Source organism: Levilactobacillus bambusae (assembly GCF_003124125.1).
Taxonomy (GTDB): domain Bacteria; phylum Bacillota; class Bacilli; order Lactobacillales; family Lactobacillaceae; genus Levilactobacillus; species Levilactobacillus bambusae.
In genome coordinates this window covers 438,897-453,976 of record NZ_QCXQ01000002.1, presented here as the reverse complement: position 1 = coordinate 453,976, position 15,080 = coordinate 438,897, and the positions used below count along the sequence as shown (strand labels likewise).

Genomic DNA, 15,080 nt, shown 5'->3' with positions numbered 1-15,080 from the left:
CAAGCTTAATTTTGCCAATTTTGGGTTAAGAAGTGGCTCATGGTTTCGGGCTGATGCCCCGTAATCATGGCAAAATCGTCGCTAATTCCGTTTAAGAGCCCTAATGCGCCCGCGTGGTACATCGACGCAAGCTCGTCACCGTCACCCTCATCCGCATAAGCTGCGGCAAATTCAGAGAGGGTCATTTCATGGTAGCCGATGTGATGACCGGTAACCGTGGACATCAAGGCCCCTAATTCAGGCATCGTAAAGTTTTCACCCTGGGAAAGCAGGTAGCGCTGCCCGCTACTACGCAAGGCTGGTGTTACCGCAACTTTCGCAATTGCTTCAGCGCTATCGTTTCGGGTAATAAAGGATAGGGCTTGATCTTGGACGGGATAGATTAATCCTTCGCGTTCAATGAGTTCTGGGAGGTAGGGGACTAAAGGATCGGCATACAAACTGTTCTTTAAAATCGCAAAGTTAAGGGGTGTGCCCGCCAGTCGCCGGGGGACGTAGGCGTAGTAGCTTGACATTTGAAAGGGGTTTGACTCTTGGTCCGCAAAGAAACTGACGAAGACCAAGTTTTTCACCTGTGCCTGTTTCATCGCAGCTAGACTCGTTTCGAATTCAGTGATTCGCTGTAAAACGTTGTAGGTAATGCTAGGGATGTAGACCAATACGTCGGTACCGGTAAAGGCCGTGACGAGTGATTGATAATTGGCATAATCTGCGGAAACGACCGTCATTCCCTGCTTGCTAAAGGACTCGGCCTTTTTGGGGGTATGCACGGCCAGCTTTAAATTGGTGGGACCGACCAGTTTGGTTAAGGCATGGACGACTTTAGTTCCTAACTGTCCGGTTGCACCCGTAACTGTTATTGTCATTTTAATTCGTCCTTTCTATTGGCTTCGTGTAGGTCCGTCATAATGTCGGCTAAGGTAATGGCGGCCATCTGTTTCTTAGCGGCCGCCTCCACTTCTTGGTAGTGGTCAGTTAAAATCGTTTGGATGTGACCACCGACTGGACATTTTGGGTTCGTCTTTCGATCGACCGTTAGTATGGGGTGGGGGTCCACCGCCTGCTGAATGGCCAGTAAAGTGAGCTGATCTTCTGGAATGGTCAGCTCCGGTTGGGCTTTCCCCCTGGTGGTGATTAACAGGCCGGCATGGCTTAACTGGCTCATGAGGCGGCGGACTACGACCGGTGAGGTTTCGATGCTTTTAGCAATGGCTTCACTCGATAAATCATCCCCCTTAAAGTAGCGGATATAGGCGAGTAAGTGAATGGCATCGCTAAGTTTAGTAGATGAACGAATGGTCATCATCTCCCTTTTTGTAACTTTAAAAGTTACAAGTAGCCTAATTCATTGTGCGGCTACTGTCAAGCCAAGTACTCGCATTGACGTTCAAATTAGGGTACGGTAACCTTAAAGAAAACGTGAAAGGGGTTCCGCCCATGTCAGTCAACGAAAGGTCTGAAATTTTAGAATTTTTAGATGAGATTAATTTGAAGTATGATCGAATGGATCACGTGAATTGGTTGGCCAATGGATCGGCTGATGACCCGCTGTTTACCCATCCCTTGGTCAACCTTGAACTGTTGCGGGTGCACGGAACACCAGAATTTTACCTGCTATTATCAGCGGGTGACCGGGCGTTAAATCTAGACCGGTTGGGGCGTCATTTGGATGTTCCCACCCTTGAACCCGCAAGTTTAGACGTCAAGCAGGATCTGTTGGGCAAACCCGCCACGCTGTTTGGAGTTAAACAGGACGTGGATCAACAGGTGCACGTGGTTTTAGACCGGTTGTTGGACCAGGATGATGACATCATGCTGCCGATTAGTGAAGACTCACTGATTGTCCTGTCCTTTACCAGTCTCATAATGGTGATGCAGGCGCTTGACCATCCCGTTCGAGTAATGGAAGTTCCGAAGCTATAGCCATGATATAAACGTTAAAACAGGATTAAAGGAGTGTTGAAATTGAGGATTGCAATTGCAGGTGCCGGTGCCATGGGCGGCCGGTTTGGTGATATGTTGAGCCATGATAATCAAGAGGTGATTTTAATTGACCGGTGGGAAGCGAACCTTAAAGCGATTAATACCCGTGGACTGATTGTTAACGTCTCGGGGACGGAACACGTCGATCAAATCGTTGCGGTTCAGCCCGCTCAAGTTGACCCTAGCGAACATTTTGACCTAGTGATTATGTTTACGAAGGCCATGCAGCTTGATGCCATGCTCACGGATATTAAACCCATTCTGCACGACGACACCATGGTACTTACCCTGGCAAATGGGATCGGGAACGTTGAAACGATTGAAAAATACGTCCCAAAGGAAAACATCATTGCGGGGGTTACCACGTGGTCAGCGGGGCTCGATAGCGCCGGATACATTAGTTATGGTGGTGAAGGAATCGTTCAAATGCAGGCGGTTGAAACGGGGAAGGCAAATCAGGTTGATCAAATCGTGGAAGTAATGAACAGTGCCGGCCTTAACGTGACGTTGACCGATGATGCGATTGAAGCGATTTGGCGCAAAGCGGCGTTGAATGCCGTTTTAAACCCACTTTGCACGCTATTAAACTGCAATATCGGCAACCTCGGTAAAACGACAACGTTTTCAGCCATGATGGATGAAATTCTGGCTGAGTTTCAGCAGGTGGCAGACGCTATGCACGTTCCATTTGACGTGACGAAAACGCGCAACCTGATTCTCGCCCAGCTACCGGATGAGGCCAACGGGACCCATTACCCGTCCATGCATCAGGATATGCTGAGCAAACGGCCAACGGAAATTGATTATTTGAACGGGTACGTCGCGCGGCAGGGAGAATCCCGGCATATTCCAACGATGGTAAACCGATTGATCACCCAGGAAATCCACGCGATGGAACAACTCGTTCAGGGTAACCATTAATGCCCGGAAGTTGGAAGCAGCAACTAGCCACGTCCTTTTCGCCACGGCATTACCAGTGGGCGCCCATAATCGCCGGGTTAATAACGGTGGTTAGCGTTGGAATTACGGTCGCAACCAAGTCCCGGTGGCCAACCTGGCTGCTGATCTTTCTTGCGGCTTATGAAGCAGATTACATCAGTGTTTGGCTGGTTCGGCATCGGTTAAGCATTGGGGTAAGCCTCATTTTCGGGATATTGCTAGCGGTAACGCTGCTCGTACTGATCATTCTATTAATGGAATTTTTTATTTTTAAATAGAATGGTGAAGAGAATTGGGCATAAGACATTAGGTCTGCTTTGCTTAAGAAATACTGGGTGTGAGACATTATTCGCTGCCATAGTTAATTGCAGGATGAAGTGGCACCCGACCACAGCTAAACCTCAACTAAAATAACGGTGATGACCAAATTCGATCAAAAAGACAATCGAACCCGGTCATCACCGTTATTTTGCATGGCCTGAACGTCCTATGTCCCGGTCCTATTTTTTATGACTTCTGAAACACACCTAACTTCAACAGGCTTTTCGCGGTATCATCGACGGTTTGCCGGCCGGAGCGGGGGTGCCAATCTAATTGATCCACCGCTTTTTTATGCGTGTAACGGAACTGGCGGCCAATCATTGGGGTGAGCGCACGGAGTGGAGCAATGAACCGGGCCCCTAGTTTAAGCACGCCACCAGGGATTGTACGCAGCGATACATGGGGGCAGGCACTGCCTAAGTCGGTCTTGAGAATTCGGGAAATTTCGGTGGCCGTGAGGTAATCGTTAGCCGCAACGTAGCGTTGCCCCTTTGCCTGGTCAGACTGCATGGCCGCAATGTGGAGATCAGCAAGGTCGCGAACGTCAACGATTTCAAATCCAATTGGCGGATTCCCAATTCGATTATTCATTAGTTGGGCGATAAACTGATCGGACCCCGTATTGCGTTTCGTCATGGCGGGACCAAAGATGGCACCCGGTAAAATGGTGGTTAGAGCGGGCGCATCTTCGTGGTGGGCCACAAAGTTCCAGGCGGCCGATTCAGCTAATAATTTAGACTTTCGGTAGGCGTTTAATTCGGGATTATCCCGACTGGACCAGTAATGTTCATCAACGATCGGGTTTGAATCCTGACTTGGTGGAGTTGCGGCGGCAAGGGATGAAGTCATGATGATCCGGCTAACATGGGCGTCAGTGGCAGCCTGAAACACGTTGTTGACACCATCAACGGCGGGGCGGATCATGGCGGCCTCATCGTTCGGATTATCAGCTCCTAAGGGGGAGGCAATATGCAAGACGGTATCGACACCGGCCATGGCGGCGTCCCACCCCTTAGAATCGGTTAACTCGGCTTCGTAAAAGGTAAGGTGCTGGGTCAAGTCGGCTCCAATCCGATCGGTCAATTCTGATCGGACGAGGTCGCCCTTTTTACTGGTCCGGACGGTTCCCCGAACCTCATACCCCTGTTGCAATAATTTTAAAAGGGTCCAGCTGGCGACAAATCCGCTGGCTCCCGTGACTAAAACCGTTTGTGTCATGTGTGTCAGTCCTCCTCGTTTGATTGTGGCATCAGAATAACACGTGTTTTGAACAAAGTAAACGAATTTTGTTCAAAAAGTAAAACATGCTATAATAAACGGAATTTAAGTAAGGAGCGACAAGCGAATGGACGAAGCAGCGCGTCGGGCAGAAATGACGGCGAAAATTAATGAGTATATGGTGGTACATGGATTTCATAGCTTAAAGATGGATCAAATCGCAAAGATTATGGGCGTCAGCCGGGGGAAACTCTACCTGTATTTTTCGTCAAAGACTGCTGTGGTTGAGGCGGTTGTAGCCCGTTATCTCACGTACATTAGTCGCTTAACCAAGGCCTATGAAATTGGCACGGCTTCGGAGATTATTGGTGAGTTTCTGGATTACGTGGTGGATAATCTGCTGCTGAATACCTCAAGTTCACCCGTATTTATCGCGGATTTGCAAGCTGACTACCCAGAGCTCGCAGAGCAGCTAAAGCAGGCCGAAACCGCCTGGGTTGCCGAAGTTCGTCAATATCTATTGGCGGGCCAGCGCTTGGGAGTTTTTAACGATATAAACCCGGACCTGATTGTCCTTTCGGATCAAGCCATGATGCCTCAACTAACGCCACAGTATTTACTTGGCCACGGCTTGACACCGCTTAAGGCCATTCACGACCTCTTTCAGTACCAAATTAACTCTTTGGTGCGGGAACGGTACCGGTCTCAAATTGATTTAACGGCTCGGGAGGCTGATTTGGCCCGTTTAGCAGCTAAGTATACCCAGACTTTTGAATGAGGTTTAGGTCAAAGAAATTATGAATAAAATACAAAAAGTGGTGGACATATTGGCCTAGCCCATATTACAATAGGGGCATGGATTGATAGCGCTACCAATGACGTGACAAGTGGATAATGGGACTAGAGTGGGGATACGGCGTTAGTATCCCCAAAACCAACCAAGCTTTTGTAAGCGAATTCATATAGGCTATTTTAAATTGGTATAGTCCTTATAATGTATATTTTTCCTAGCTTTCATTTAGCTTTAATGGTATAACATTTACATTGGTATTATTTTATTACGGACGTTTGCTTGGTCACCGTCAGCGGATCGAATGATTAATCTACCTTACTCTATACTTAGGAGGAACACATAATGAAAACATACTTACAGCGTATGGGTCGGTCATTGATGCTGCCTGTTGCAACCTTGCCAGCAGCGGCACTATTAATGGGGATCGGGCATGCATTACCATCAACCTGGGCGTTTGCGCTCTTCTTACAAGCGGGAGCCAATGCCATTCTAGGTAATTTACCCACTTTATTTGCCGTTGGGCTAGCTCTCGGAATGTCTGTGGATAAATCTGGTGCCGCAGCGTTAGCAGGGCTGGTTGCCTTACTGGTTCCTATGTTTGTCTTGGATCCCGTGCAGGTTGCGACCTATTACCACACTACGGTTGCCAACGTAGATCCAGCGTTCACTGCCATTAAGTCCAACGTCTTAATCGGTATTATTGCCGGTCTGATCGCGGCGGGATTATATAACAAATTCCACGAAGTTAAGCTGCCGATGGCACTGTCCTTTTTCAGTGGCAAACGCTTAGTGCCAATTCTGGCATCGATCGTGATGCTCGCATTATCCGCGATCCTCCTCTTTGCATGGCCACCCGTATACGAAGCCTTAGTTGCCTTTGGTAAGTTTATGGTTGGGTTAGGGGCCCTTGGAGCTGGCTTATACGGCTTCTTTAACCGGTTATTAATTCCAACCGGGCTGCACCAAGCCTTAAACTCGGTCTTCTGGTTCAATGTGGCGGGAATTAACGATATTGGTAACTTCTGGTCCGGTCACGGAACGAAGGGGGTTACCGGGATGTACCAAGCCGGCTTCTACCCAATTATGATGTTTGGGCTGCCAGCTGGGGCTTACGCAATTTACAAAAACGCACTTCCAGAACGGAAAAAGGAAACGGCTTCCCTCATGTTAGGGGCCGGAGTTGCATCATTCTTTACGGGGGTTACGGAACCCCTTGAGTTCTCCTTTATGTTTGTCGCATGGCCGCTCTACTTGCTTCACGCCATCTTTACCGGTTTATCAATGGCGTTTGCCGCTGCCATGCACTGGATCGCCGGGTTTGCCTTCTCAGCTGGTCTAGTCGATTACGTGTTAAGTTTCCACTTACCGTTAGCCGATAAGCCCTATATGCTGCTCGTTCAGGGATTAGTCATGGCTGCGATTTACTACTTTGGGTTTGACTTTGCGATTAAGAAATTCAACTTAATGACGCCGGGGCGCGAACCGGTAGAGGCAGACGATGGCGATGGGGCCATTGAACTGCAGAACAGTGAGAATGACGATAAGTATATGACCAAGGCGAAGAAGATTTACATTGCCATTGGTGGTAAGGATAATATTTCGTTAGTTGATAGCTGTGCCACACGGTTACGCCTCCAGTTAAAGGATACGGGCAAGATTAACGAAAAGGCCCTGAAAAAGGCTGGGGTTGCCGGTGTTAACACGGTGGATAAGACCAACTTGCAGGTTATTATCGGAACTGACGTCCAGTTCGTAGATGAAGCCCTCGCAAAACTGTATAATGCCGGGGTTCCATTGTCTGACTTAACCATCTCAACGGATAATCCAGCTAAGGAAGACGAAAAGCTGGATGCCGAAGCAATCGGGGAAAAGCCAGCGGTCACGACCGACTTGCATAGTGTCGCTAACGGCCAGTTCGTTAATATCACGGATGTTGCTGACGACACCTTTGCCCAAAAGATGATCGGGGACGGGTTTGCGATTGAACCCAGCGACAACACCATTGTTTCGCCAATCGATGGAACGGTGACGGTTGTCTTCCCAACGAAGCACGCTATTGGTTTAAAGACCGACTCAGGGTTAGAAGTTTTAGTTCACATGGGGTTGGACACCGTTGAATTAAACGGCAAGCCGTTCGACGTTCAAGTGAAGGCAAATGACCAAGTTCATCACGGCGACGTTCTGGCAACCATGGATTTAGATCAGGTTAAATCAGCTGGTAAACAGACGACGGTGGAAGTTGTCGTTACTAACATGGACCAAGTTAGCGATTTGCACTTAGACATCGACGGTGATGTGACTCAGGACCAAACGGTTGGTTCGGTGACAACAAAATAACGAGGCTGGGATATAAGACGTTTAGACCATGCCAAATAAAGCGGGGGACCAGGTTCGATTGCATTTTGATCGGATTTGGTCCCCCGCTTTATTTGGTTGTGGTCTGTCTTTAGTCGGGTTCCACCGCTCAGCTCTCTGCGTTTAACCAGGTCATTGAATAATACCTAAGATCAGCATTTTTCGATGAACCCCGTTAAGCCTCAAGATCTACCGAGCGGTTCCACACCCTCTCCCGTCACTACCAGTCCGAAAGCATCCTATTAAGGATACTTTCGGACTATGCTGCAAGAGTCGTATTTTTTAAGCGAAGCGGGCCTAGTATCTCAAACCCGTTATTGTTTTTAAACTTAGATTATACATTAAGCTCCGTGGTGCGAGAAGGTGGTCACAATTTTTTCGTTGCCGTTAGTTTTCGTGGTTTTAATTTCCATTCGGATGTTTTTATGGGTTGCCATGTAGGCCTTTTTAGGTGTTTTTTCGGACCGGGTTAGCAGTGATTTAGCTTCCTTATCCGTGAACCCAAAGGCTTGACCAGCGGCGGTTACCTGTTGCTCATATAAAGTTCGATTGCGTTTGTCCTTCATAGAATCCGAGACCCCCAATAAATCACCGTTCTTAGTGGTGGTTACGGAAATCGGCTGGGTGTCGCTGCCCACATGGTACCGACCAATTTTACCCGTGGTATCGATCGTTTGAGAACCATTGGCCTTTTTGATTGCCGTATTATAAGCCGTTGCAAAGGTGGTGTACTTCGTCAACGGTTTAGCAGCTTTAATATCTACCTTTTTAGTCTTAGACGATTTATGGTTGATTTTGGCCGTTAATTTAACAGTTTGGGCCGTGGTTTTTGGGGTCACGTATATCTTATAGGTTCCCGATTTTTTGACCTTAACCGTTTTTGACTGCTTGCCGTTTAACGTATAGTGAATGGTTGACTTTGGTGTGGCCTTCCCGCTTACTTTGGCGGCTGCCCCATTGGGTGTAACCGTTGATTTAGTTGTGGTTAGTTTTACGGCTGCGTTTTGGCCACCCATCCCACATCCTGTTAACCCCAAACCTAGTGCAATGATGGCGATTCCTGTCAGTTCCTTTTTCATATTATGCATCCCCCTATGCGATTTAAACCCAGTATAGAACATCCTTAGGCGATTTCGAATTAAAAGCACTTCGAAAAATTCGATAAATTTGCGGGGCACTCCTTGTGCTCGACTATGGTCGAAGTTGTAAAATAAGGGTGTCGATAACAATAGGTGACTTTTTTAGGAGGTTAGTTATGAAACAACTTAAAATGGGTAACACTAACTGGCGGGTTTCAGCTGTTGCGCTGGGCATCATGCGCATGGAAGCTTTAAGTGCTGATGACGCTGCAAGGACCCTCGAAGCGGCTCATGATGCGGGAATCAACTACATTGATTCTGCAGATATCTACGGGCAGGGGAAGTCAGAAGAGGTTTTTGCCTCCGCTATGAAGGCCTCCAATCTTAACCGGGATGATTTTTACATTCAGTCCAAGGGCGGCATTGTAATTGACCCGAATCGGAGTCATGGCAGCTTTGTTTTTGGCCAACGTTACGACTTTTCAAAACAGCATCTTTTAGACGCGGTCGATGGGATCTTAAGCCGGATGAACATTGACTATTTGGATACCTTTTTACTACATCGGCCGGATGCTTTAATGGAACCGGATGAAGTGGCTGCTGCGTTTGACGAACTCCAGTTAACTGGCAAAGTCCGGCATTTTGGGGTGTCAAACTTTAATCCCCAACAGGTTGAACTCGTGCAATCGGCCTGCAGTCAACGGCTGTTGATTGATCAGCTCCAGTTCAGCATTATGCATACTGGAATGGTCGATCAGGGAATTCACGTCAACATTGCGGACGATCGGAGTATTGATCATGACGGAGGAATTTTAGATTATTGCCGGTTAAAGGGGATCACCATTCAGGCTTGGTCACCGTTCCAGTACGGAATGTTTGAGGGAACCTTTATCGATAATCCAAAGTTTAAGGTACTAAATGAAGAATTGCAGAAACTAGCCGATAAGTACCACGTTTCTAAAAATGGAATTGCCACGTCCTGGATTGTTCGGCATCCCGCTAACATTCAGGTTATCTTAGGAACCATGACCCCTGCTCATATTTCGGATAGTGCTGCCGGAGCGGACGTTGAACTTACGAAGCAGGAATGGTATGACGTCTACTTTGCCGCTGGAAATGATCTACCATAAACGACTACTAGGACATAGCTGGTCGGTTCATAGACAAAAAATAGAGAGCATGACCAATTGTTGGTTATGCTCTCTATTTTTGATTTCTAAGTTAATTAGTGTTAATGACCGTTGGTTTAATCCCCGGTAATATAATTTAAAATTTTAAACATTGTTTTTTTATTTTCTTCCGGGACGGGGGTCTTCAAAATATCAGCGGCTGACTGGTTAAGTACTGAATTTTCAATGTAAGGGAAGTCGTTAACAACCATTTCTCGAACGTTATCCGCTTGAGGTTCAAGGTGGAATTGCAACCCCACAATCCGATGATTCATTATAAAACCTTGGTTTCGGACGTCATTGCTGGAAAATAGTAGGTCGGCATGTTTGGGAATCTCAAACATATCTTCATGCCAATGTAACACTAATAGTTTTTCCGGTAGACCTGGCACTATTTTACTTTTACGATAGACTGGTGCCCACCCAACTTCTTTTGCGGGCGCTTCTGAAATTTGACAGCCTAACGTTTTAGCGATCTGCTGTGCTCCATAACATACGCCTAGCATTGGCGCATCCTTGTCTAAAAGTTCCTGAATCAATTGGCGTTCTTTTTTAATCCATGGTAAATCAGTGTTAGGATTCATTGGCCCACCCAGAATAAACAACATATCGGTTTCCTCGGCGGTGGGCAAATAACCAAAATGATAGGGGTGATACACGAAAGTTTGATGTCCATTAGCCTGTGCCCACTCTAAGAGTGAACCAGGACCTTCATTAGGAGTGTGCTGTAATATATTAATACGCATAAAAAACCTTTCCACACTAAAAAGTGTCAACGGCAATTTTATACGGGTTTCGCCTGCAATTACCCTTAGTATATTAAGTAGTATAGCACCATCAGTTAATCCGACCAACTTGAACGATTAATAAGAATCATAATCAATTGTCCGGTACATAAGATTGAGTGCTCCAACTGCGGGGGAAACTAACGCTATTTTGGTTATGAGTGGCTCATGACAAACCATACACCAAACTTATAACTGGTGGATCTCGAATTAACTAAAACAAGCGCCGACTTCTAAAAGTCAGCGCTTGTTTTAGTTAACTCGTTGGGCCGTTCGAAATATTCCAGTTTAGCGTTGCATGATAGGTCGAGTTGGTATCGACATTATCGTTCGGATTAGTCTGGTACGTTAATCCGCCTTCTGAACTGTTGCTGGAAATTGGAATGGTGAAGGCCCCGTTATGGGTTGTGGTATTGGTGTAAACCGTCGTCGGCGTATTGGTAATGGCGTGACCGTCAAAGGCTAGGGCGCCTGAAAGGGTCTTATTGTTGCCATCTGTGAACGTGGTGGACGACAGGTTTAACTGCCAACCTTGAACGGTCGTGTAGTTATCAAACATGGATAGGGCTAACGTGCTATCAGTTGGTTGATACTTGGATATACTTCCCGTTACGGGATGCACACCAAAATCAACATTTGGAGCACTTACGATTCCATAGCTGTAGACGATGTTTGTCACGGTTAAACTACCAGTATTAGTGGTTGCTAACGTAACATCTGATGGATCACCGGTCCCCTTACCAGACAATTGAATTCCCGGAACCGTTGTGGATTGGTCGGCAGAATTATACTGTGCCGTTCCTTGGTAGGCGACCCCAATTTTGGTTGACCCCGTAATGGAGGACAGCCCAGCAGATGACATCGCACTAGATAAATCCACGGTGATTTTTCCGCCCGAGACCGTTGCGTTTGTGTACGTGTAGGACTTACCGTTTAAAGTAACGGTGACTCCAGCGGACGGAACATACGTTAGGGAATCGGGGATGCTGATCACCAGTTTGCCATCTAACAACGTATTGTTGTCGGTCGAATCCGTGAAAGAACCCGATACTTTGATGGTATCCCCCTTGTTTGCCGAAATTGAGGTTCCTGCTGTGCCGTTAGCAGTGGTGTTTTGAAGGGTCATTTGGCCAGTATAGTTAGGGGCCTTTGATTGAACTAACTGGGATGAAACTGGGTTGAGGGCCGTGCCACCACCATCTTTACCGCTCCACGTAATAGTTTGGGGCGAGGAGGCTAAGTCATTGCCGCTAACGCTTGGCGCCGTCGTTGTTAGGTTGGTCGTAGCCGAACCATCTGCGATCGTGCTAGCATCTAGGTTGCTACCCATAGTTGACACCACAGCAGGCATCTTGAAGAAGTTAACGAGTCGACCAAACCGGTTGACAATACCGGCACTCGTTGGTGGTACCGTAGCAGCGGTGTATTTGTTGTACGTCATAATTCGGTTGTTCCAGCCGATGCCAGATTCGGGTAGGGTGGCAGTAATACCAGTTACTTCCTGAAAGGCTTCGGTTGACGTGTTTAATACGTTTTTACTGTCAAAGGGTGAAATATAAGTGTTCCAAGTTGGAATATTATAGCCTGTGGCATTGGTGCCGTTTGTTCCTAACTTAGATGGGTCATAAGAAAAATCAGAGTTTAAATCCGAAGATCCAAAGAAGTTAACGACAAAGGGTAATTTTTTGCTGGGACTAGGGGATAACATTTGGTCGGTTAACACGTGGTTCGGGGTGGGATCCCCCTGAAAATACGAGCTACTAGTAGCATTATTGGATAGCCCGCCAATACTAATGGGCGCGTTTAGGGTTAACGGTAAATTGGCCGTTGTATTACTTAATTGATTAAACCACGCGTCCCCGAAGCCACCGATCCAACTGGTAAGCAAACTAACAAAGTCCGCATTAAAATTTCCACCTGTTGTACTATAAAGTTGCACTAGCAGCCGTTGTTCAGAATTAGGATCGGTCTTAAAACCGATCCCATATTGTGACAGACTGACCATGTTCAACTCAGAACCAGTCTGACCGGTACCTGTGGATGAGGCCATACCATTTTTTTGGTTATTACCATAAAGAATGGTGTTGTTTTTATCCATAGAATTAATAACTTGGGTGGCCGTAAAATTCCATGGGAGGGTAACGACGGCCCGGAAACCAATCCCGGTTGAAATTTCAGATAGAGCTTGTCCGGGGTTCGTCAAGAACGATAAGATTGTTGATGACTGTAAAGTTACCGTGTCCTTCCACGTAAAGTTAAAGGTCCCACCCTTCCAAGGAACACTAGAACTAGCTGGTGTATACGTATTATAATTATTTCCCACTAGAGATGCGGCAGATGAATCCGTCCCTGGTGCTGGCATGGTTGGTTTAACGGTCGGTGATTGGGCAACGCTAATTCCGGCACTAAAAGCCCGAGAACTTTTTCCGGCTGTGCGAGAACTTTTAGCGTTAGCCTGGGTCATCTTTTTAATGTCGGGGTCGTTTTTGGCCAGTTGGACCAGTTTAGTGGCATTTTGCATGAACTTTGCACGCAATTCTTTGCTACTCATCTTTTTAACCTGGGCTTCAGTTAACGGCTGAATTTTAGCGTTCACAACTTTTTCTGCAGCAGTCTGGTTCTTGCTTGATGTTGTTGATTTAGTTGCTTCTGTGACATCAGATTTTGAACTAGCTGTTGAATTGGCCGATGATGTTGAAGATTTGGCTGGAGTTGACACGGATGCAGTGGAATCGGACGACTGGCTCTGTTTTTTTTGCTGCTTGGTAATTTCGACCGCATCCGCATACCGATTATTTTGAACGTAAGCATCCGTAATAGCGCAGATTGGTGTCGCCGAAAAAAGGACGAAGGCAGCAAGACCGGTTAAAACAGGTTCAATATGTTTAAAGGGTTTCATTTGCTGTGCGCCTTCTTTCTTTTGGCCCCGATGATAAGAAGTACAGATAAAATCAGTTCAAGCCCAATGATGCTTGCCAACAGGTTAACGGCATCGGATGTTTGGGGCAGGCTGCCCGTCAATCCGCTATTATCTGTGGTACCTGAATTTGATGCTGGCTGGGTGGATATTCCGGAACCTTCTTTCCCGGTTCCGGTTGTGCCATTGCCATTATTATCTCCAGTGCCTGACGGATTTTGATTACTAACGTTGCCAGGCCCCGTAGTTGACCCCCCAGAACCATCGGGCCCCGGAGTTTGGGATCCTGAGCTTGAGGTTGACTGAGTAAAGGTGATTGTAGCCTGACCGGTTGCGCTGGCATCAGCAGCGTTAGCGGTGGGCGTTGATGGTGAACTCACCGCTAAAATGGCAACCAGGGGCGCCAGAGCTAAAAATTTATTCAAATGAGTCATTTTTTTGCCCCCCTTTACGAGATTGAATCAATTAATCGCGTGAATGTTTACCTTGACTTCTATTCTTTCGGTAGCGGTGGTAGAGGAGAACCACGATAATCAAGAGGAGAAGGGCGATGATTGATAAGAAGAACCAAATTGTTTCATACCACGGTGTCTTTTGTGGGAAGTAGGAGTTGTTATTAATTTGACTAGCTTGCTTCTGAGTTACCGTGAAATGACGTACCCAATGCCAATGTCCACCCTTAGTCGTTGCATCAATGACCGCCTTATAGGAACCTGGCTCCATCCGGTGGTTATCGTTACGCACCATGTAGGTCATGTTCGTATTCGGGGCAATTTGCATCGTTCGAGTGGAATTGTTAACTAATAACTTTTTGTCACCTTTATAAATGGTGGTTTTAAGTTTGAGTTGGCTTTCTATTTTACTCATTGGATTTTGAATATTCAGCTCAACGGTTGGTTCAGCATTATTAGCTGAGGCTTTAACGGAGTTTAATACGAGTGCCGATTTAACGGGCTGCGTTGATTCTTGGAATTCGGTTGCCACGGAGTATGAAACCTGGTTGCGAATATTATTCTTTTTATCCGCGTCCGTTAGGTTTTTCGTGACCGTGACACCGCCCAGGACAATTCCGTTAAATGGTTTGTTCGGCATGCGATACTTAACTGCAATTCGTTTACCTTGCCCCGCCTTCAATGTCAGATTTTGCTGCGAAACCGTTGCGTAGTTGCGCAAATTAAATGGCATTGAGGGATCAAGCTTACGACTATTATTATTGTACGTAATTGCCCCGGCATTACTGGTGAAGGCCGGATTTAAAGCGATTTTATAGGTGGCCGTCTTATCCAGTTGATTTTGGACGTTCAAATATAGGGTACCGGATTCATTCGGTTTTACCTTTAAGTCGTAGTAGGTGGTTACTTTCTTATCAATTTGGTTTTTGGGAATTTCGGCCTGGACTTGGAATCCACCAGGCTGATTTCCCTGATCTTTAGCAGCTAGTGCTGTAGTTGGGAGGGTAAATCCCACTAATAGGGCGACTGCTGCCAACCACTTTCCTTTCTTGGTCATGATCATCGTCAA

At 46.7% G+C, this 15,080-nt stretch carries 14 protein-coding genes; 6 read left to right on the top strand and 8 right to left on the bottom strand.

The features are described 5' to 3' along the window. Positions 1-5: 5 nt before the first annotated feature. Positions 6-866, bottom strand: a complete 861-nt coding sequence (locus DCM90_RS04975) for an NmrA family NAD(P)-binding protein (protein ID WP_109250233.1) — start codon at positions 864-866, stop codon at positions 6-8. After that, complete coding sequence (locus DCM90_RS04970; RefSeq protein WP_225365970.1) at positions 863-1,303, bottom strand: RrF2 family transcriptional regulator; 441 nt, start codon at positions 1,301-1,303, stop codon at positions 863-865. Before DCM90_RS04970 ends, DCM90_RS04975 begins: the two co-directional genes overlap by 4 nt. 134 nt (positions 1,304-1,437) lie before the next feature. Between DCM90_RS04970 and DCM90_RS04965 the strand changes: the two genes are divergently transcribed. From DCM90_RS04965 to DCM90_RS04955, 3 genes are read left to right on the top strand one after another with little or no spacing between them, the layout of a single operon-like run. Beyond that, positions 1,438-1,923, top strand: coding sequence for a YbaK/EbsC family protein (locus DCM90_RS04965; protein WP_109250232.1), 486 nt, complete (start codon positions 1,438-1,440; stop codon positions 1,921-1,923). A 42-nt stretch (positions 1,924-1,965) separates the two neighbouring features. Beyond that, on the top strand, positions 1,966-2,904 hold the full coding sequence (locus DCM90_RS04960; RefSeq protein WP_109250231.1) for a 2-dehydropantoate 2-reductase: 939 nt from the start codon (positions 1,966-1,968) through the stop codon (positions 2,902-2,904). After that, on the top strand, positions 2,904-3,200 hold the full coding sequence (locus tag DCM90_RS04955; RefSeq protein ID WP_109250230.1) for a hypothetical protein: 297 nt from the start codon (positions 2,904-2,906) through the stop codon (positions 3,198-3,200). The genes DCM90_RS04960 and DCM90_RS04955 overlap by 1 nt, the downstream gene beginning before the upstream one ends. A gap of 229 nt (positions 3,201-3,429) precedes the next feature. Here the strand turns inward: DCM90_RS04955 and DCM90_RS04950 are convergent, their stop codons facing one another. Next, a complete protein-coding gene (locus DCM90_RS04950; protein ID WP_109250229.1) occupies positions 3,430-4,461 on the bottom strand; it encodes an NAD-dependent epimerase/dehydratase family protein in 1,032 nt (343 codons plus the stop codon). Positions 4,462-4,588: 127 nt separating this feature from the next. Here DCM90_RS04950 and DCM90_RS04945 point away from each other — a divergent pair, with 127 nt between their 5' ends. Further along, positions 4,589-5,239: a TetR/AcrR family transcriptional regulator gene (locus DCM90_RS04945; RefSeq protein ID WP_109250228.1), complete on the top strand. Its 651-nt coding sequence runs from the start codon at positions 4,589-4,591 to the stop codon at positions 5,237-5,239. 357 nt (positions 5,240-5,596) lie between these two features. Then, on the top strand, positions 5,597-7,591 hold the full coding sequence (gene nagE / locus DCM90_RS04940; RefSeq protein WP_109250227.1) for an N-acetylglucosamine-specific PTS transporter subunit IIBC: 1,995 nt from the start codon (positions 5,597-5,599) through the stop codon (positions 7,589-7,591). Between the two features lie 359 nt (positions 7,592-7,950). On the opposite strand, the gene DCM90_RS04935 is transcribed toward nagE, so the two are convergent. Then, complete coding sequence (locus DCM90_RS04935; protein WP_109250226.1) at positions 7,951-8,688, bottom strand: hypothetical protein; 738 nt, start codon at positions 8,686-8,688, stop codon at positions 7,951-7,953. 176 nt (positions 8,689-8,864) lie between these two features. On the opposite strand from DCM90_RS04935, the gene DCM90_RS04930 reads away from it, so the two are divergent. Further along, positions 8,865-9,818 (top strand): aldo/keto reductase, encoded by a 954-nt coding sequence (locus DCM90_RS04930; protein ID WP_109250225.1) that lies wholly within the window; start codon positions 8,865-8,867, stop codon positions 9,816-9,818. Positions 9,819-9,934: 116 nt separating this feature from the next. Here the strand turns inward: DCM90_RS04930 and DCM90_RS04925 are convergent, their stop codons facing one another. From DCM90_RS04925 to DCM90_RS04910, 4 genes are all read right to left on the bottom strand, one after another. Continuing rightward, entirely contained in the window at positions 9,935-10,603 is a 669-nt protein-coding gene (locus DCM90_RS04925; protein ID WP_109250224.1) for a type 1 glutamine amidotransferase, read from the bottom strand. A gap of 295 nt (positions 10,604-10,898) precedes the next feature. Further along, positions 10,899-13,541 carry a hypothetical protein gene (locus DCM90_RS04920; protein ID WP_109250223.1) on the bottom strand — a complete coding sequence of 881 codons (2,643 nt, stop codon included), beginning with the start codon at positions 13,539-13,541 and terminating at the stop codon, positions 10,899-10,901. Beyond that, complete coding sequence (locus tag DCM90_RS04915; RefSeq protein ID WP_109250222.1) at positions 13,538-13,993, bottom strand: LPXTG cell wall anchor domain-containing protein; 456 nt, start codon at positions 13,991-13,993, stop codon at positions 13,538-13,540. Before DCM90_RS04915 ends, DCM90_RS04920 begins: the two co-directional genes overlap by 4 nt. Before the next feature lie 31 nt (positions 13,994-14,024). Then, positions 14,025-15,068, bottom strand: coding sequence for a WxLIP family cell surface protein (locus DCM90_RS04910; protein WP_165815215.1), 1,044 nt, complete (start codon positions 15,066-15,068; stop codon positions 14,025-14,027). Positions 15,069-15,080 lie beyond the last annotated feature (12 nt).